Source organism: Methanolacinia paynteri, from assembly GCF_000784355.1.
Lineage (GTDB): Archaea > Halobacteriota > Methanomicrobia > Methanomicrobiales > Methanomicrobiaceae > Methanolacinia > Methanolacinia paynteri.
On sequence record NZ_KN360942.1, the window covers coordinates 45,073 to 64,655 of the forward strand.

The 19,583-nt window shown below is 45.9% G+C and carries 18 protein-coding genes and 1 pseudogene; 5 read left to right on the top strand and 14 right to left on the bottom strand.

Annotation, left to right across the window (positions count from 1 at the left end):
• The 13 genes and pseudogenes from METPAY_RS15200 to METPAY_RS12615 form a co-directional block, all read right to left on the bottom strand.
• Nucleotides 1-340, bottom strand: a pseudogene (locus tag METPAY_RS15200) (phosphohydrolase); the annotation flags it as partial.
• A 178-nt stretch (nucleotides 341-518) separates the two neighbouring features.
• Entirely contained in the window at nucleotides 519-1,643 is a 1,125-nt protein-coding gene (locus METPAY_RS12560; RefSeq protein WP_048152915.1) for a hypothetical protein, read from the bottom strand.
• 247 nt (nucleotides 1,644-1,890) lie between these two features.
• Nucleotides 1,891-2,976, bottom strand: a complete 1,086-nt coding sequence (locus METPAY_RS12565) for a hypothetical protein (RefSeq protein ID WP_048152916.1) — start codon at nucleotides 2,974-2,976, stop codon at nucleotides 1,891-1,893.
• A gap of 288 nt (nucleotides 2,977-3,264) precedes the next feature.
• Nucleotides 3,265-4,254 (bottom strand): ABC transporter permease, encoded by a 990-nt coding sequence (locus tag METPAY_RS12570; protein ID WP_048152917.1) that lies wholly within the window; start codon nucleotides 4,252-4,254, stop codon nucleotides 3,265-3,267.
• 14 nt (nucleotides 4,255-4,268) lie between these two features.
• On the bottom strand, nucleotides 4,269-5,279 hold the full coding sequence (locus METPAY_RS12575) for an ABC transporter permease (RefSeq protein ID WP_048152918.1): 1,011 nt from the start codon (nucleotides 5,277-5,279) through the stop codon (nucleotides 4,269-4,271).
• Between the two features lie 3 nt (nucleotides 5,280-5,282).
• Nucleotides 5,283-6,206 (bottom strand): ABC transporter ATP-binding protein, encoded by a 924-nt coding sequence (locus METPAY_RS12580; RefSeq protein WP_048152919.1) that lies wholly within the window; start codon nucleotides 6,204-6,206, stop codon nucleotides 5,283-5,285.
• A gap of 210 nt (nucleotides 6,207-6,416) precedes the next feature.
• The gene (locus METPAY_RS12585; RefSeq protein ID WP_084600888.1) at nucleotides 6,417-7,505 is read right to left on the bottom strand and encodes a PepSY domain-containing protein; all 1,089 of its coding nucleotides are present in this window, start codon (nucleotides 7,503-7,505) and stop codon (nucleotides 6,417-6,419) included.
• A 191-nt stretch (nucleotides 7,506-7,696) separates the two neighbouring features.
• Entirely contained in the window at nucleotides 7,697-8,098 is a 402-nt protein-coding gene (locus METPAY_RS12590) for a hypothetical protein (RefSeq protein WP_048152921.1), read from the bottom strand.
• Nucleotides 8,099-8,456: 358 nt separating this feature from the next.
• The gene (locus METPAY_RS12595; protein WP_048152922.1) at nucleotides 8,457-9,122 is read right to left on the bottom strand and encodes a winged helix-turn-helix transcriptional regulator; all 666 of its coding nucleotides are present in this window, start codon (nucleotides 9,120-9,122) and stop codon (nucleotides 8,457-8,459) included.
• A gap of 978 nt (nucleotides 9,123-10,100) precedes the next feature.
• Nucleotides 10,101-10,898, bottom strand: a complete 798-nt coding sequence (locus METPAY_RS14460) for an ArsR/SmtB family transcription factor (RefSeq protein WP_052418828.1) — start codon at nucleotides 10,896-10,898, stop codon at nucleotides 10,101-10,103.
• Nucleotides 10,899-10,908: 10 nt separating this feature from the next.
• Nucleotides 10,909-13,647 carry an alanine--tRNA ligase gene (gene alaS / locus METPAY_RS12605; protein ID WP_048152923.1) on the bottom strand — a complete coding sequence of 913 codons (2,739 nt, stop codon included), beginning with the start codon at nucleotides 13,645-13,647 and terminating at the stop codon, nucleotides 10,909-10,911.
• Between the two features lie 30 nt (nucleotides 13,648-13,677).
• Nucleotides 13,678-14,037 (bottom strand): SWIM zinc finger family protein, encoded by a 360-nt coding sequence (locus METPAY_RS12610; RefSeq protein ID WP_048152966.1) that lies wholly within the window; start codon nucleotides 14,035-14,037, stop codon nucleotides 13,678-13,680.
• A 17-nt stretch (nucleotides 14,038-14,054) separates the two neighbouring features.
• On the bottom strand, nucleotides 14,055-14,768 hold the full coding sequence (locus METPAY_RS12615; protein ID WP_048152924.1) for a Nif3-like dinuclear metal center hexameric protein: 714 nt from the start codon (nucleotides 14,766-14,768) through the stop codon (nucleotides 14,055-14,057).
• A gap of 94 nt (nucleotides 14,769-14,862) precedes the next feature.
• Here METPAY_RS12615 and METPAY_RS12620 point away from each other — a divergent pair, with 94 nt between their 5' ends.
• The 3 genes from METPAY_RS12620 to METPAY_RS12630 are packed head-to-tail and all read left to right on the top strand — an operon-like array spanning nucleotide 14,863 to nucleotide 17,462.
• Nucleotides 14,863-16,371, top strand: coding sequence for a homocysteine biosynthesis protein (locus METPAY_RS12620; RefSeq protein WP_048152925.1), 1,509 nt, complete (start codon nucleotides 14,863-14,865; stop codon nucleotides 16,369-16,371).
• Nucleotides 16,368-16,754 carry a 4Fe-4S binding protein gene (locus METPAY_RS12625; RefSeq protein WP_048152926.1) on the top strand — a complete coding sequence of 129 codons (387 nt, stop codon included), beginning with the start codon at nucleotides 16,368-16,370 and terminating at the stop codon, nucleotides 16,752-16,754. Before METPAY_RS12620 ends, METPAY_RS12625 begins: the two co-directional genes overlap by 4 nt.
• 3 nt (nucleotides 16,755-16,757) lie before the next feature.
• Complete coding sequence (locus METPAY_RS12630; protein ID WP_048152927.1) at nucleotides 16,758-17,462, top strand: UPF0280 family protein; 705 nt, start codon at nucleotides 16,758-16,760, stop codon at nucleotides 17,460-17,462.
• Nucleotides 17,463-17,464: 2 nt separating this feature from the next.
• Here METPAY_RS12630 and METPAY_RS12635 read toward each other — a convergent pair whose 3' ends face one another.
• Nucleotides 17,465-17,860, bottom strand: a complete 396-nt coding sequence (locus METPAY_RS12635; RefSeq protein WP_048152928.1) for a hypothetical protein — start codon at nucleotides 17,858-17,860, stop codon at nucleotides 17,465-17,467.
• A gap of 509 nt (nucleotides 17,861-18,369) precedes the next feature.
• On the opposite strand from METPAY_RS12635, the gene artA reads away from it, so the two are divergent.
• Nucleotides 18,370-19,197, top strand: a complete 828-nt coding sequence (gene artA / locus METPAY_RS12640) for an archaeosortase A (protein ID WP_052418829.1) — start codon at nucleotides 18,370-18,372, stop codon at nucleotides 19,195-19,197.
• Between the two features lie 87 nt (nucleotides 19,198-19,284).
• Nucleotides 19,285-19,575 (top strand): helix-turn-helix domain-containing protein, encoded by a 291-nt coding sequence (locus METPAY_RS12645; protein WP_048152929.1) that lies wholly within the window; start codon nucleotides 19,285-19,287, stop codon nucleotides 19,573-19,575.
• The last annotated feature ends 8 nt before the right edge of the window (nucleotides 19,576-19,583 follow it).

A 19,583-nucleotide genomic window follows, 5' to 3' on the forward strand; every position in this document is an offset into this window, starting at 1 on the left:
AAGCTTCGATTAAATCTTCGTTATAGCCCAGCGCCCGTCCGATCGTTCTCGCGATCTTCGAGACGAGCTGGACATGAATCGAGCGGTGGGTGATATGCTCGTTATCGATAAAATAGAAGACCTGCGTCTTGTCGATATATCTCGAATAGGCCTTCGAGTGGATGATCCGGTCGATATCGCGGAAGAAAGGAGGACGAAGCCACGGATCTTCGGGCTTTGAATTCTTTCTCCTAACCGCCTCGCTGTTCAGGCACGCACCTTTCGAATAACTGCTACCGACCGAAGCACTCCGCTCCTTTATCCTGTCGATCGTCTCTTTGCTGAGCTGCACAATGATCATTTTCGTCTGTATTGTTAAAAAAGGATGTTTGGTTTATTCACAAAACCGGTACCCTATTGAATGCTATCAGGCATTATAATCCAACAACTGAGAGATCTATGTTGTAAATCACTACAAAAATCCGATAAAATATTAAGAGCGACCATCTGATATCGGCTATAAAAAAATGAAATTTGTGTTATGATATTTTAATGTCCCTGAAGTTCAGCGATACAATCTCTCCTGTATGTGCATCGATAATAGCAGTAGTTGTCTTTCGCGAATCTTCTTTCCGCATCTCAGAGTCGCTGAAGGTTATGTACCAGATCAGCCTGATTGGGTCCGGCTGATCGGCATAAACCAGTTCGTCCTGGTCGTACCAGTTGAGAGAATTTTCGTGGCCGTTTAAGATCCTGTATTGTATATTCAGGTCTTCACCCGGATAGCTTTCCTTCAGTTTTGTCTCCAAAAGCCTTTTTGCTTCATTTTCTGAAATCGTCGGTACGGGTGAAAGGGTGGTGAGATTCTTCATCAGTCCGGGATCTTTTAACTCGTCCCTGTATCTCCTGACAACGTCCTCGATAAGATCGTATTGAACGTATATCTGGTCATTTAAGTACTGGACACCGCCGTAGGTATTAAAAAGAACTATATATGCAAGGCCCATGCCACTGCTTGAATCGACATCGATTTTGCAGATATAGAAATCATTCTCCTTTTCTTCAATGAAATCATTCCCTTTCGCATTTCTTACAAATTCCAGCACCTTATCTTCAGCTTCTTCAATTGAGACCGTCCTGATCTCTTCTTTTAAAGGCTTGTACCATGATTCTCTTCCATAAAAAACAACGTCCCCGGATCCCGGATCGACTTTGACTGCAACGATATTGTTATGTATGTTTTGTTCAAGTCCTTTCCATCTTATTTTCTGGATCTCCATGTATTTTTCCGATGTGTCGTCCACGTTGGCGAAGACAATTCCCGGGGGACCATAAGTTGATGATTCGTGATCCTGCCAGTACCCTTCAAGTTCCGATCTTTCCACATTGGGAAATAACCTTACAATTTCATCCTTCGCGTCTTCAATCAGCCCGGACTTTGTCTGCTCGTCGTAATCCGGATAATAATCTCTCCACGAGACTGCCGCCTGTGTGCTTTCCGGTTGAACCTGCTGTGTTGTTTGAGCCGTTACCAGATCTGCCGGTGAAACCTGGTTGTTCTCCGGCTGATCTGATTCAAGAAATGTACAGCCTGAAGCAAGGATTGTAAAAATTAAACATATTGTCATCACAAAAACCAAAATTGCCGTTTGTTCTTTTTTCATAAAATCACCCTGCTGCAAAACCGTGAAAAGAACCGTAGGTCTCTTTTAATAATTATTACTTTTAATCCCACACGTGATCTTTTTTTAATCACCTGATAAGGGATTTATGTGGGAAAAGTCGTTTTTTTATTTTGCGGCTTCATTCCGGTCTCACCTCAGATCCGTCCTCATTCTGATATATGCTATCCGTTTCCCGGACAAAGTGCGAGCCGATTTGAGTTTTCAAAAAAATGTTTATGGATTAAAATTATATGTCGATTATTTCGCCAGTATGCGCATCAATAATTCCGTAATGCATTCTCCCGTTAGGAGTAATATAAGGAAGCTCCCAGATTATTTTCAACGGATTTGTTACGTAACCGTCTTCAATGTCCATATAATAAGGCTCATCCAGCCACTGAAGATTGGGATAATAATAGTACTGGTAACGCTGGCAGTATTCGATATCCACTTCACTTCCCCCGTTATTCTCTTTCAGGCGTTCTTCAAGTATCTCCTTTGCCTCGCCGATTGTTATATGCGGTTCCGGCGACAGTGTAGTAATCTGCGATAGTGCGTCAGGATCCCTCCTGGTATCAAAGTAATTGTTGACAGTATCAAGCCTCATATCATAATTTACGCTGCTGTGATCTTCAAAGTAGACTACACCTTTGTAGGTTGTGCAGATATCCAGGTCAAGGAACAGGTCATCGTCATAATCCCGCCTGGCAATATAGAACTCATCCTTATGCTCTTCATAATATTCTTCGCCGACCATCTTTTTGTAGAACTTGAGTGCATGCTCTTCAGCCTCATCGACAGATATGATCGCTTCATCGTCCCCATCCATCCCGAACCCGTCCGGTCCGTAACGTCCGATCGTTTTCCTTTCGGGATCATATATGACATTGACAGTTCTCGGATCATTCTGGTCGTAATACTTGTAGATTGCTCTTCTTTCCTCCACTTTTGAGAGGTCTAGTACATCTGAAAAGACAATCGCGGGCACGATATACCCGCTACAATATAGTCGTCCCCATGAAACGTTGTCAAGAGTATTCTCATCCAGTTCCGGGAAAAGTCTTATAATTTCCTGCTTTGCCTCGTCTACAAGCAATTCTTTCTCTTCCTCGCTGTAAGGAGGGACCGGATTCTCTTCCTGAGGCCAGGGCACTTTTATCGTGGAATTTTCCGACGAAAAAGTTACGAAAGGATATTGTTCTCCTGTAGATTGAACAGTTGACGTTTCCGAAACCCCCACCTCATTGGAACCGGGAGTGTATCCCGATACCGTTACGACAGTGAACATGAATATAAATAAAATGACGAATTTAATTTTCTCTGATTTTTTCATTATATTTCCTCAACATCCTGGTTGAAACATTTCAGGCTAGTGTCTGGCTTAATAATATATGCATTTTCTATGGCAGATTTCGAATTATAAACGACCAGACAAATGTAAAAGGATAACGGATCTCAAAAGTAAATACATCGAATTTCGATAACGGTTTTCAAAGGCCTTCAACAATAGGATTTTCAAACAAAAAAAATTAGTAATATTTATTGTGTTTTTTCTTTGTCATCCGGAAGTTCACATCACCTTAAAATAATCCATACCGGCGTATGCATTTTTCTTCCGGTCTCACCTCAAATCCGTCCTCATAAATCTGACATATGCTATCCCAAAAAATACCACGGGATATGCGATAAGGAAGAGGATATAGCCCCAGATTGAAGCGAGTGTTTCTCCCACTGGAGGCAGTCCCTTTTCAAATTCTTCTCTCCATGAGCCGCTAGAATCCCTGCAGTGCTGGGGCCATGTCAGAACCTTGGATAACTCCCAATAATCCATCCTAATAGAAATATATTCTACAAACTGCATTAACTCATCTTTATTTTTATTATAATCCACGGACATCTGGTACAATTCGTTATTATCGAGGCTGTCAATGTATTGATATTCAGTAGAAGGGTCAGGTCCCATAATAAATTCTGTTGCGTAACTTCCGGCCGTATAAATCACACTTGTGATGAATAGCAATGCCAACAGTGAAAAAACGAGTGACATCCCGCTTGTCTTGGAAAACGTGGATATCATTAGTGACATAATGAATATTCCAGAGAGGAAGAGAACAGTAAACAGCCAAAACATGAATATATAGCTCATTTCGGTAATCCCGGGAACGATTGAATGGACAAGAAGTACTGCAAATGCCAGAACAAAGACAATGCTTGTCGTAATTGCCAGCACAATTATTCCGCCAAAGGCTTTTCCATTGATTATTTCATCCCTGTAAACGGGAACGGATAATATCGCCTTAATCGAACCTGATTCACGTTCCTTAGTAATAAGGTCAAAACCAAGCGCTACTGCAATAATCGGGCCGAAGATTGAGCTACCCCCGATCGCACTCATGATTCCACCGAATATGTTGACGGTATAAGGCAGGTTGTAGATTGAAGAAGTACCGCTGCTGTAGCTGGTTAACTCCTCCAGATAGGTGCCGGTTTCCTTAAGAATATATATCCCACAGATTGTCAAAAGTAAAAACAGAAGACCGATAAAACGGCGACTGGTTAAATGATCCTGTGCTTCTTTGGTTGCAATGAGCCCGATCCTGTGTAAATCCATGTTATACCTCCATTTCACCTGAGATCGGACCTCATAAATCTAACATAGGCTATCCCGAAGAAAAACACCGGCCACATAATGAAAACAATTAGTTTTATCCATTGATCTTCTATTAAAGTCCAGAATGTGGGTTCTTCGATGGTCTGGTCTATGTCGGAGTCAACAAAGTCTAGGTCGAATTTGTTGATTACATACCCTGAAGGCATTGTAATTGGAAGAGTTATCTGCTGGTATACATATCTTATTGAAAATGTATTGAAAAAACCGTAAATTGCCATACTATTTCCATTGTATTCATCCATAGCCTCCTGATACGCAGCGTACTGGGCGGAAGAGGCCATGTCCGGGATATCCTCCGGGGGGTCTCCAACTAACAAATAAGTTCCTAATGCGCCTCCGCCTGTGGGAATTATGAACAGCATGATAAAAACAATTGCAAGTGCCAAAATCAACGAACCGCTGCTTGTATTCGTTATCACGGATGTCATTAATGAAACTGTGAATGATGCAATCATGAAGAGCAGGGTTATCAGCCAGATCAGGCCTATACCCATTATTTCGTCTATATCCGGAACAATGCCAAGGATCAGCATAACCGCGAAGATGATGATAAAACCGGCTATACTTATTGCAGTCAGGGCCATTATACCCCCTATCGCCTTTCCGTTTATCAGTTCATCCCTGTATAGCGGCTGTGAAAGGATTGTTTTTATCGAACGTCCTTCTCTTTCTCCTGAAATGAGATCAAAACCAAGTGCAAGTCCGATAACTATCCCAAGACCATCAACACCGATGGAACTTACAATTCCTGAAAAAACCCTTAACGCCGAAGGTTGGAATAATAAATATTCACCGCTGGTTCCACTTTTGTAGCTCTCAAGCGCATTATTGTAGTCATCGACACCGCTTGCCGTCTCAATCACGAGTACTAGGCAGAAGATGATCATTATCCAGAACAGCCTTTTGCTGAGGATATGATCGATAAACTCTTTTTTTGATATTATCGCAAGCCTTGTAAGATCCAACGTCTATTCCCTCCTGTAGACTTTCAGGAAGAGATCTTCAAGCCCCGGTCGGTCAAGGTACATCTCGGTTATACCGGAGCAGTGATCTTTTAACTTCTCTGCAAGAACGGGACGGATATCATTTTCGACCGAGATTTCTATTCCTTCCTTTGTCCTTTCGATCTCAAGAATGGCGGGATTTTTAATCGATTCGATCTCAGTGTAAAGGTTCGGTTTAATGGATTTGATAACAATCTTTTGTCTTGTGCCACTCTGCCTGATAAGTTCGTCCTCGACTTCCTCGACTGATCCTTTCGCGACAAGTCTTCCCTGCGAGATTATTCCGAGTGTAGTGCACACTGCCCTAACCTCCGAGAGGATATGGGAGCATATGAGGACGGTCTTCCCTTCCTTTTCGAGCTCTTTTATAATCTCCCTGTACCTCAATACTCCCTCCGGGTCCAGGTTTGCAGTCGGTTCGTCGAGGATTACTACCTTCGGGTCGTTCAAAAGAGCAAGTGCAAGCCCGAGCCTCTGGTTCATTCCCCTCGAATATTCGCCGACTTTCTGGGTAACTCCATTGAGCCTGACGCTTTTCAGTAGCCTTTCGATTCTTTCTTCCCTCTCGCTCTTTTCTATCGGGTAGAATTTTCCGAGGTAGTCGAGGTTCTCGTATCCTGTCAGGTTCCTGTAGAATCCGACATCTTCAGGAAGATAGCCGAGGATCTCCTTTCCCTTTAGGGGGTTTAGTGCGACATTGACCCCATCTATCGTGCATATGCCGGATGTAGGTTCGATCATTCCCGTAAGCATCAGGATAGTCGTGCTTTTTCCTGCCCCGTTAGGACCAAGGAATCCGAATACTTCCCCGTCTTCTACTTCGAGATTCAGGTTGTCAACGGCGTTTTTTCCGTTGTATTCTTTGGTGAGATTTTCAGTTTTTATCATGTACTTCCCGTTATTGACTGTATTTTGTTCTCCGGAGTAATTTGGGAAACCTCAATGCTTTCCCTGGATTATTAAAACAGACATCTTATTTGGCTATTTATTACGTACCTAACTCTGCCTGTTTAAAATTAATATATAATTTAATATTATATCCTGTTTCTCGGACAAAGTACGAATTGATTTATAGTTCACAAAAAAATTATTTTTATATTATGACTGAATATCAATAATTTCGCCGGTATGTGCATCAATAATACCATAATGTATACTTCCGTCTGCTGTTGTAAACGGGAGTTCCCAGATCAGTTTTATCGGACTTGTTACATAACCGTCCTCTATGTCCATATAATAAGAAGTATCAAGCCACTGAAGGTTAGGGAAATAATAATAGCCAAGGCGCTGGCAGTACTCTATATCCACATCATTACCATCGTTGTTCTCCTTTAGCTGGGCTTCAAGTATCTCTTTTGCCTCGTCAATTGTGATATCAGGTACCTCTGATAAAGTTGTGATTTGAGACAGAATGTCAGGATTCCTCTGGCAAACAGAAAGTACATCGACACAGTTGAGAGTCATATCATAAATCACATTTGAGCAATCATAATGGTAAACAACTCCTTTATATTGAGTACATATTTCAACATTAAGAAATACAGAATTCAAGTCCTCTCCATCATCTCTAATCACTATCAAATCATCTTTGTGTGCATCATATTCATCACCCATTACATTTTTATAGAACTCAATTACATGGTCCTCCGCCTCTTCGGAAGACATTACAAGCTCATCATCCGGGTTAAAATCTGCACTGCCATTAAATGCGTATGAGCATATTACCTTCCTTTCCGGATCATATTTAATATCAACAAATCTCCGGTCAAAATCTTCTGATAGAGCCTTCCTTTCCTCAAGCTTTGTGTTATCCACCACATGGGTAAAAACGATCGCCGGAGCAATATAGGAATAATATTTAGATCCCCAGGAATAACTGTCAAGAGTATCTTCGTCGATCTCAGGAAAAACTCTTATGATTTCCTCTTTTGCCTCCTCGACAAGCGACGCCTTCTCTTCATCACTGTATGGAGGGACAGGATTCTCATCCTGTGGCCAGGGTACCTTTATCGTAGAATTCCCCGAAGAAGAGGCAAGAGCTGGAGTCTCTTTTTCCGTAGGGTGGACCGTTGGTTTCTCTGTAATCCGTGTATTTTCTGTAGTAGAAGTACAACCTGAAATGAAAACCGTAGTTAAGATAATTGCCATTAGCAGGATCAATGAAATTAAATTTATTTTTTTAACCATATTATCACTTTGAATTCCAGCCGATGCTGTTTCAGAAAAATATCTAATTCAATAATATATGTCGTTTCTCGGACAAAGTCCGAACCGATTTGATTTCATTATGCCAGACTAATATATCCTGAAAAAATGGTTTGATTTTAGAGTTATATACCTGATCCAGTTATTCCTGAATTTAGTATAGATCTCATTAATTAAGACAGAGTATATCTTACGTAACCAGTGTTACTAGTAGAACTAGTTAGCTTGGTTGTTATAACATGACTCCGGTGTTCTTCCTGCGTATCTTGATAGGTCTTATATCCTGTACTGACCAACCAAGTTCCAGATGATGTTTCAGAAAACGGACCGAAAGAGAAACGCGTGTTTGACACTGTAAGTCTGACTGTAATCCAGTCTACATCACCGACTATACTCTCGGCCTTTCCAAGAGCCTGGAACTGATCAGAAGAACTGCTGATCCAGTCTCCATCAGCGGTCACGTCATATGGCCCAATTGGTTGCGTATTAGCACTAACAGGCATCGCAAGAACAGCCCCTGCCGCAAGTATCATAAATACCAGCAGGGTTGCTTTTCCAAAGCTGATTTTTTTCATTTTTTTACCTTCTTTTTTATTTTATTGAAGACAACGCTATATCGGGATCATGTCGAAATGCAGGGAATCTGGTCTGAAAGAGACTCCTTAAAACATCGGCTGGTCCTTCTTCGTAATCTTCATTCAGTCGTCTAATCTGGAGCTATATATCATTTCTAAGACAAAATGCGAACTAATTCGTAGTTTGTCCTATTAATATCACGCCCAAAAAAATGCAGAATTTTTTCTTGATTTAGAAAATATATTGTCTCGCTTTTTTTAAGAAAATTTAACGTTGAATATCAAGTTTGTATGAATAGAATTCACAAAAAAATATTTCTTTAGACGCAACTGCGCCCATATAATTTACCAGAGAGTGTCATTTTACACGGAATTCTGAATAAATATGTTTTTCAAAAAGGTTGTAAAAATCATCACTAATGTTATACATTGTAAACCACCCTCTGGTTTGTGATTCAATGACACCTTTTCCTTTAAGAAATCCAAGATGCTTGCTTGTAGTTGATTCCGAATATCCGGTATTTTCAGCAATTTTTTTATTATTGATCCTTGGGTTCTTATAGACCTCTGTAATTATTCTTTTAAGAGTACCGTCACGCATAATTAAAAATAACTCTTTTTCCTCCTTTGAATAAGATGAATCACCGATAAAGTAATGATGTTTTCCGTTTTCACAGATTGACCAGACAGTTCCTTCTGATTCCATAATTTTAAGATGATATTCTAATGTGCCCTTTTTCAGATCGCCATCCCTTAAAATTTCACTAAAATATATGCCTGGATTCCCATCAATAAGCTTATAGATATCGAACCGTATCTGGTTTTCAAGAATATTCTTCCGGGTGACTGTCCTGAACATCATTGGAGGGAAAATGTTGAATGCCATAAAAGCCCTGAATGTTGCGACAAAACCGGGCTGATCTTCGAGAATTCTCGAATAGCATGAGCTATAAAATATACCGAGAACAGTAATTGAAACAATTATCATCATAAAGATGATTTTTGCCCGGTTGATTTTTTTCATCTCTTTATTTCCACCTATTTATTGCGATCATGAAGGGATCGGATCTAATGATCTTTGAATACGGATGGACTCATGTTGCCCTATGATCAGAAATCTACCAGAAATAACGGATTCCTGACGAAACACGCAATGAATGCTTATTCTACTTTTTATTCAGACACATGACTGCCGGGTAGCCATTTCATATGACTCAATAATGCAACAGGAAACATCTGCCAAATTTGATCCAAGCATGGCAGTGGATCATCTCCACATTAAATGAGGACTGCTTGTGCCCCCCACTGCCCATGCTAAAGAATATATTCCGATATATTAAACGTCTTATTGAACAATCGTCTACACATTTGTGAGAGATCTCGTTCAATGATCTGAAAAAAACGAATTTCTATCCAATGCAGTCCCACACGCAGAATTTATGAAATAAAATGGCTGAAAAAAACTCAGTGATCGGAAGAGGCATAAAGGAGCCCAGATACCTGTTGGTTATTTCTTTTTTTATTGCGTTTTAAAGATGTATGAACATGGTTTGGCAGAATCATATCCAGACGATATTATCATATGCAGGGAATTTAGAAGACATTTATTTTAGATGCCGGTATTTATGGCATTTCATACATAAGCAGATAACGATCAAAAACAATATATATTACCAAGTGAAAATTACTTTAAGCCTTTGTTCAGTTCTGGACAGGTCAATCCGGATGATTGATGCAGTTTGTACGGGTTCTTTAGAAGAACACGGACTTTTGAAACTGTTTTCTAGATTTTCCATGAAACAGTGCCTGGAACAACTGTTTCATATCAACTTTTAGATCTAATTGAATTCACTGGTATTTACTTGTACCTGCAAGACTGAATTGAACATCTGATTAACAATATTTTTTCAAGTTTAGCAGTGAATAAATAAAATGTTGTCATTATTACGCTGATTTAAAGTTTCAATCAAAAAGATCCATAAAAAATCCAGTATAAATTATTCTATTTTTCTTCCTGATCCTTAACGTCGCTCCAGAATTTCTTATCCCTTCTCCAGATGACAACTTCATAGATCATCATAATCGCAAGAATCAGGCACCCTCCGAGGAAGAAGGCGATTATGAACAGGTGGACCAGAGCCTCAGGGGTTTCAGCTTCAGACCCGGCGACAGTAGACTCAGGGACCGCGTCATAGTCCGTGTACTCCTCTCCTAATAAAGCCGTCTCTGACGAAGCATTCCCTTCCACCGTGCCTTTAGCCGCATACGCTTCCGTTGAAGTCACACGTGTCCTGTTATCTCCTTCGGAATACACCGCCTGGGTACCGGAGACTTCAGCAGGCGACACTCCGGAGGCATATGTCATCATGACATCATTAGATGAAATCGTTCCCGATTCCTGGGGGAAGAAATTAAATGACGGCGAGACAGCCACCATCGCAAGAGTCGCTATCAGAAGTATTGCAAAAACGGATGCATATTTCAGGAGCGTATCCTTGATATCCCCGCCGGAAGGAGCCACGATAACGAGCCTGTCGTTGACACCGTAGACTTTGACCTCCCGTCCCTTCTCGCTGTATTTGATCTTTCTTACTTCGATCAGTTCGGCGTCGAGAAGATTTTCGACATGGTATTTTACGGTGGTCATCGGCTGGTTCATCCTTTCGGAGATCTCCGAAAGAGTCAGATCGCCCTCTTTTAAGGCGGAAAGGATAGCGGTGGCACTTTCGTTAGCCATCGCCTTGCCGATCTTTTTCGCCCTTTCATCGCCGGGCTCGAGAACCAAAACCCCTTCTGACATTACCTTATTTTTATTTTAGTAATTCACTAATCATATTCTTTCCCTGGAGCAGTGCTTCGGTCAGATTCTCCTTTTCCGTCCCGACACCCTGCGCAAGGCCCGGCTTTCCGCCGCCTTTTCCGCCGATCATACCGCAGACTTTTGTGATCAGGTCGGCGGCATTGATCCTTTCGGTTCCCGACGCCGCAACAACATGAATTCTGTCCTCTCCGCCTGCAACAAGGCCCACTCCGCCTTCATTTGCAAACTTCGTGGCAATACTCACGAGCTCCTTCGGGGATGCGTTCACCTCGTGGACTGCAACGGATATCCCTCCGATCTCCTCGGAAGAAAGACCCTCCAGCCTGAGTTCGCCAAGCTCCTTACCCAGCTTTTCGATCTCCTTCTTCTGATCCTTCCATTCGGTGAAGAATCTGTCGACCGACGAAGGGAGGTTCTCCCTCTGGACGCTGAGAGTCTGGCATGAAGAATCAAGCAGACCTTCCATCTTCTCCATATATGCAATCGCTGAGAGACCCGCAGCAAACTCGACCCTCTCTATGCCGTCCTGGACATGCTCGACACGGATTATCTTGAGGCAGCCGATCTCTCCCGTGCTCCTGCAGTGCGTTCCCGCACACGCCTGGACATCCCCGGAGACCTTCACGATACGGATCATCTTTCCGGGCGGAACACCTCCCTGGTAGAGATCGAAGCCGTACTTCTGCTCCGCGGTCGTCCGGTCCTCCCATTCGATGACGATCTTCTGATTCTCGAGTATAATCCGGTTCGCCTCGATCTCGATCTTTTGGAGCTCTTCTGGAGTTATGTGTTTGAAGTGCCGGAGATCGATCCTTGAGCTTTCAAATCCTTTCTGGGCTCCGGACTGGTGGATATGCGGGCCGAGCACATGTTTTGCCGCGTGAAGGAGGACGTGAGTTGCGCTGTGATGGCGCATCATCGTCAGCCTGAAATTCTCGTCGATCACTCCCTTGACCTGAACTCCGCGTCTGATATCTCCGCCCTCGATCTCATGGAGGATCACCTCGCCGAGTTTGAAGGTGTGAACAACCTTCACCATCGCATTTTCAGAGAGGAGACGGCCGATATCTGCCGGCTGTCCTCCGCCCTCGGGATAGAAGAGAGTCTGGTCGAGGATTACGTAATTGTCGAACGCATCGATGACCATCGCATCGAATTCCGTATCGGCGACCTGCTCATAATAGAGCCTCTTCGTCGGGGGAAGACCTTCGATACGTTTTCTGAGCGCTGCATAGGGATCCTCCTTTACCCCTTCGTCGCTCTCCGAATGCATGTCGGCGACTACGGAATAGAAATCATCGGGAAGATCGACCTCGACGGACTCCTCTGCGGCAATATCACGGACTATCTCCGGGGGAATACCGTGTGAGTCGTATAATGTAATGAGCTCTTTCAGCGGAACAGGCTCTTTCTTCCCCCTGTACGAACCGGCGATCTTCCTGACTATCCTGGCGCCTCTCTCCATCGTCTGCTCGTATTTTACAACTTCATTCTCGATGATCTCGTTTATAACCGAAGGCTTCTGCTCAAAAGAGTCGGGGCCGATTATCTTCATCTGCTTGTCGATCAGTTCGTAAAGCGGGACCTCGAGGCCTATCTCGTTCATCATCCGGAGGGTTCTACGGATTACGAGACGTGCAAGGTAGCCTTCCTGCGCATTGGAAGGCACGATACAGTCGCCGAGCATATAGGCAAGACAGCGGGTGTGATCGGTGATTGCGTAGACCCTCTCAACAGGGTCCATCAGGGCCTGGAGTTTCTCGAATCCAACGCCGATCGTTTTTGCCACTTCTTTGCGCATTTTGATGAGATTCGAACCCGATATGTCCATCTGGCCTGCATATTTGGCATTCATCGCCAGTATCTTTGCAAGTTCGGAGGACTGGAGCAGATTTTCAAGGCCCGCAGAGATCATCAGGTCGTTGACCATCTCGGGGAAGACTGCATCATATATTGTAGGCGAACCTTTCGATGCCCATACGAATCTTTCAAGCCCGTAGCCCGTATCGACGATCCTGAGATCCATCGGGTAATAGGGAACGCCTTCGAGTTCGATCGGTTTTTTGCCATTCGCCATCTTGCCGAGGCTCATGAAGACGAGGGTCGCAACCTCAAGCCCGCCGATCATCACTTCGACACTCGGACCCGCATTTCCTCCGCCTATCCACGGGTGCTCCTTGTAGGTGACATCTTCAAGGTTGCCGCCGATCGATTCGATAAAAAGATCACAGAGTTCGACGGTCCGGTCCTTCCAGTATATCTCATTTTTATCGGTATTGAAAGCGTGGTGGGCCATCATCTCGAAAGTCGTCAGGTGTCTCCCCGATCTCCCGACGGAATCGAGATCGTTGAGCCTGATGCACGGCTGGGATATCGTCAGGGGATTTGCAGGCGGGGGGACAACACCGCTCGTTACAAAAGGCTGGAAGTCGGCGATGGATGCGATTGTAAGATAGATGTCGTCCCTCCATCTTGCCGCGACCGGATATCTGCTTATTCTCTGGTGACCCTGTTTTTCAAAAAAGGACAGGTATGCTTCCCTCATCTCATCCAGCGAATGAGGTTTGAACACGGGATTTCCAATGAAACTGTAAGGTGCACAGGAGGCGTCCCCGCAGACTTCCCTGTCGTCGTCTCTCGTCCAGAAAGCAGCACCGCATTTTTTACATATTTTACGTTTAAGGCCATTGGATTTAAAATATTCAAGTTGATACTCTTCTTCGAGCATAGAAAACCACGCTTAACTCCTTAATTATTCTCAAGAAATGTTATTATTACTATCTGTTTCAGTATCTCCGCCATTTTTTCCGGCAACAGACCACCGATCCTGATACCACTCATTAATTTCGTCGTAACCACCTGTTAACCTTGCGATCCTGACTGCCAGGATATGCCAGCACATTATTCCCCTGAAACAGAAATCATTGCAGGCGCAGAAATCATCGTCGACGACATAGGTATCAGAGGTACCCTCGACCACAAAAAAATCGAGGTACTTGTGGATCTTTCCGTCCTGAACTGCGTCAAGAGCCTTTCGCCCCTTCTGCGGATATTTTTTCAGGATCGACTCTATGGTTTCTTCAAGCAGTATTTCTTCGGGGGAGAAACGTCCTGGCATTGCGGTCACCATTATGGTCACGGAATTACCGATAGCCTCGGCTCATCGGGGATATAGGTCCAGCCCATTTTCCCGGCAAGCCGCTTCATGCCGGGAGACTCGAGTGCATAGTGGGTGGACTCCATCAACCCCAGTTCCGGCGGGGAGTCTATCATAATATTGTGCTTCAGTTCGGCCGAGAGAAGGGCGTCGGCACCGAGTTCGTATGCACATTCTATAAGCTCGGTATCAAAGCCGCTCCCTCCGACTACTGCAAGCCGTTCGATCTTTTCAGGGCAGTTGTAGAGCCTCAGCCCTCCGCCCAGGATTCTGGAGATCTCCGCCGGAGTCAGCGAGCAGTCGCCCACAACTCCGAGAGGCATCTTCTCTGTCGCGGACAGGCCCAGGATCTCTGCGAGGGCGTCGTTGATGCCTCCTTCTGCATGATCGAAATTCGTGTGCATCGCGTAGATATTCAGGCCTGAGGAGAGGGCTCTTCCAAGTATGAACGCATCCTTCCCTGCGATCCTGGCCAGGGGATACCAGATCGGGGGGTGATGAACCACAAGGGCGTCGGCATCACATAAAATCGCCTGCGAGACCGTGTGCCCCGTCGCATCAAGGGAGCATGCAACGGATTCGATATCCTCCTTTCCCTCCACTATCAGGCCGATCCTTCCTTCGTCGAACTCCTCCGCAAGCTCGGGAGGAGCAATCTCTTCAAGAATCGATATAAACCGGCCGGTGTTCATACAGATTATTGGGCCGCTACTCTTGAATATCTTTCTTTATTACCAATAGTAATAATAGAAGCTCTTATATATTCTCAAAAAAGAATACATTAATATGGAAAAGTCCATTGAAGAGATAAACCGGAGAATACTGGAAGGCAGTGCCCATATAGTGACGGCCGAGGAGATGCCGGGCATTGTCGACGAACTGGGGGAGGAAGGAGCATTAAAAGAAGTTGATGTCGTAACCACCGGTACATTCGGGGCAATGTGCTCTTCAGGGGCTTTCTTCAACTTCGGCCATTCCGATCCGCCGATACGGATGGAGCGGGCATGGATGAACGATGTCGAGCTATATTCCGGCATTGCGGCGGTAGACGCATACCTGGGTGCGACACAGGAGTCCGAAACGCAGGGAAGTGCGTACGGCGGAGCTCATGTCATCGAGGATCTCATATCGGGGAAGTCCGTCGAACTCCGTGCGTCTTCGAAAGGCACGGACTGCTACCCGAGAAAAACTCTCTCGACGGATCTGCTGCTCCACGATCTCAACGAAGCGATAATGTGCAACCCCAGGAACGCGTACCAGAGGTATGCGGCCGCGACGAATTCCACGGAGAATACCCTGAATACATACATGGGAACGCTCCTTCCCGAGCACGGAAACGTGAGCTACTCGGGAGCGGGACTCCTTTCGCCTCTGATCAACGATCCCAAGCTGAGAATGATCGGAAGCGGGGTTCCGATATTCCTCTGCGGAGCAAAGGGAATGATCGTCGGGCAGGGAACACAGTCCTCGCCCGGCACGCTCTTCGCAACCCTGATGACGACCGGAGATCTCAAGGAGATGTCCCCGAAATATCTGCGGGCGGCGACATTCAAAAATTACGGGGTCTCATGCTACATAGGTCTGGGTGTGCCGATCCCTGTGACCGACACCGAGATCGTGAGGAACACGGCGGTACGGGATGAGGATATTATGACAAACATCGTCGACTACGGTGTCCCGAGCAGGAACAGGCCGACAATAAAGACAGTAAGCTACGCTGAACTCAAAAGCGGTAGCGTCGAGATCAACGGCGAGGAGATCAAAACTTCGTCGCTCTCTTCGTTCAAGAAGGCACGCGAGATCGCAGGGGAGCTGAAGAGGTGGGTCTCCTCCGGCCAGATGACGATGGCGCTTCCCACAAGGCCCTCGGATGCATCACGGACGGTCAAACCGATGAAAGAGTCGAAACGGACACCACGGGTGATGGAGATCATGGAGCGCAACATTACCTGCATCTCCGAGGACGCCGATATCAAAACCGCAGCGAAGAAGCTTCTCCGGGGCGAGACTAACCATCTTCCCGTCCTGAATAGCGAGAACAAGGTCGTAGGAATCGTGACCACTTACGATGTCTCGAAGGCGATCATAAAAGAGAATGTCAACGACAACGTCTCGGTGGTTATGTCGAGGAGCGTAATCACGACGACTCCCGAAGAGGCGGTCGATATCGCGGCGATGAAACTCGAAAGGAACAACATCAGCGCCCTGCCGGTTATAGATCCCGAAGGAAAACTTCTCGGTATTCTTACCGGAACGGATCTCGGCAAACTGCTCGGAAGGAGGTGGTACAAGTGAAACTCCTTGTCAGGTTCCATAAAAGACGCGGCCAGGAACCGATTATCGCGAGGACCGTCCTCGACACAGGTGTACTGATAAACGTGGAGAGGGCATACATCGAATCCATGGACGGCGAGGTTCTGATAGATGTCCCCAACGACAAGGCGAAGCTTGTATGCGAGAGGCTGAAGGCGTTCGGGGCCGAAGTCGAGAGGCTCGAAGAATCGGTGAGGCGCAAAGAAGAGGAATGCATCGACTGCGGGGAGTGCATCAGCATCTGCCCGCAGGGAGTGTTCTCCTTCGACGAGGACTGGAACATCACGATGAAGCAGGAGAACTGTGTTCTCTGCGGAAAATGTGTTGAGTCGTGCCCGCATTCGGCACTCTCCATTCACCAGTAGGATATGCTCAGGGAACTGTTCAGGTATAAGACCACATTCGCCACGATACTTGCCGACGATGCGAAGTTCTTCGAACCGGCAAAGAAGGCGATGATAGACGCGAGACTTGAGATCGAATCCGAGATCTCGGTAAACCCTCTTTTTTTATCCAGCCTTGTTCCGGTAGAAAACGAAACCGAATCGCTACACGTGGAGAGGATGGTCGATGCCGCAAAGAAAACCGGAACGGGTCCGATGGCCGCGGTCGCCGGAACGATTGCATGGGCGGGAGTGGAGGCGATGAAAGACCGCGGAGCCGAAGCTGCGGTGATAGACAACGGCGGGGACATCGCCCTGTTCTCGGATAAGGAGATCAGGATCGGACTGTATGCGGGGAACTCTGCGATGAGCAAAAAATCGGCGTTCGTCATTCCGCCGAAAGAAAAGATCTATGGAGTGTGCACGTCCTCTGCAACGGTAGGCCCGTCGATCTCGTTCGGCATCGCCGATTCTGTCACCGTATTTTCAGCCGACGTCTCCCTTGCCGATGCATGGGCGACGATGATCTGCAATGATCTGAGATCGCCGATCTCTGAATATCCCATGAATATCGATGAGATGGGGGTAGACGGCGTATTCGCAACGTTCGGAAAAGAGAGTTCAGGGTGGGGTATTCTGCCTGAGATCAGGGCGGCGATAGTTGACACCGGCCTGATAACTTCGGGCTGAACCTACCACTCAAGGGAATCTGCATATTCTACTGCTTCGGTGTACGCTTTCCTTCCCGAGAACTTCTTCAGGATTTTCTCCCCGTCGGAAACATAGATGATCCCGTTATTATCCTCGATAATAAACCATAGTTCGAAGATATCGAAATTTTCTATAAAAACTCCTTTCTCGAGCGATGAGGCGGGCTGGAGCATCAGGCGGTCGATTACGATCTCCGAGGGGTCCATCCTGAAATAATAATAGAACACCTGAAACGCATGCAGAAAATCGGATACCAGGAGCTCATTTTTGACTTCATCGTCAAGATCGTCGATAATCGATGACAGCCTGTCATAATTGTCTTCGGCAATATCAAGTATCTGATCGGCAAGTTCGGCAAGTTCGATGCTGTCGGTCATAACTATTCTTTCTATTCTAATCCTCCCTGATTCATCCTATTTAGAATATGCAATAATAAAAATACCTGAATGATGACGGATGACCGGTCTTACCTGTGTGTTCCATCCCGAAATAATTTGAGATCTGCTTATATACCCAGACCTATATCCATCTGTTGCATCGCCGGCAACCCCCCGCCGCGGGCCGCTTGGCAGGCCCGCGGATCGGCCCCGACCTCGGAGCCTCTATACCATGATAGCCGCTTAGGGGATAGACGAGTATCCCCTGAGCGGAGAGACGCGGTAGATTCATAGTGTGTACGGAACGGAATATAAAAAAACAAATTCAACAGCTCAGGGGACCCTCGCCGGTCTCCTGAGCGTGCCGTGAGATGATTCTCTTAGGGCAAGGCTCCTGGGTAGGGGCCGTCCGGTGGCCTGGCCGCCGGTGCCGGGGTCGCCTAAAGGACCCGGATTTTATAGCAAAGCGTATCATTTATCAAATTTAAGATAGCAGTTACTCATCAGCGATGTTCCAGGTATTCCTGATACTGTCATTAGTCCTGTTTGTCCTATTCCTGATCCCCTCAAGATTCAGGAGATATTTTGCAGCGGGAGGCTGGTCTTTCCTCGGGATCTTCTTTGTCCTCTTCTCTTTCGGCCACGTGGCGGAGAACGAATTCATCTACCCGGTGGCCGCTGTGCTCTCACTCCCGTTGTTCATTATAACGATCGCAGCATCTTATTCCGGGAACAGGACGGCATTCCGGATAACGACGGTTGCGGCAGTGGCGTTCATCATTTATTCGGTAATCGCACCCAACCAGGCGATATCGGAATGGCTGATCAGGATGCAGGTGGACAACACGATCCTCGCACTCGCCATGATCGGACATCCTGCCGCCGCCCCTTCATGGGACTGCATCCTGAGCAACGGTTACGGGATTATAATCACATTTTCGTGCACACCGATCGTCGGAACTGCGGTGATGCTCGGAATGGCAACAGGTGTGGATGCAAACCTGAAACAGAAGATCTTCGCTGCCGGATTCGTGATCCTCTCGCTGGCCGCCCTCAATATAGCAAGGCTCGTATTCGTAGTCAAGGCGTACTCGGAGCAGTGGTTCCCCTATTTCACGGACTTTGCATCGGGCGGATTTCCGGGACACGAGAGCTTCTTCTGGGCGCACAATGTCATAGGCAGGATCAGCTTCACGTTCCTGGCGATAATCCTCGTCGGGTGGGGGCTGACGTATTTCATCCCGGATTTGAGGAGATTTTACCGCGAGATTCTCTATTTTTACTATAACGGATTGAAAAGGATATCCGGGTGCCGGTTAGACATGAAAGATATTTGACCCACATATCCGAACTCCCTGAACTTCCGGGGATTTTATAGAGCAATTAAGATAATTATATCCCGCTCTTCGCAAAATAAGTACTGCGTGCGTCAGGAAGATATCGACTGGAAAATATACCATATTGTCGTCGACGAAAACAGCGTTTCCGCAGACGATATTTTATCCAAAACCGGTTTTGACAGGGAAACAGTAACGGGATCGCTGAAAAGGCTCGAGTCGGGCAGTCTTATAGAATATGACGGCGAAACGGCAAGGATACTCTCTCTTCACGAGATGCTCCTCAAATGCAGTATCAAAAATGCCGCAGCAGATCCCGAGAGCCCCATAATTATTGAAAACGGCGTTATCAAAGAGAACCCGAATTACAAGAGATAAGGTGCCGA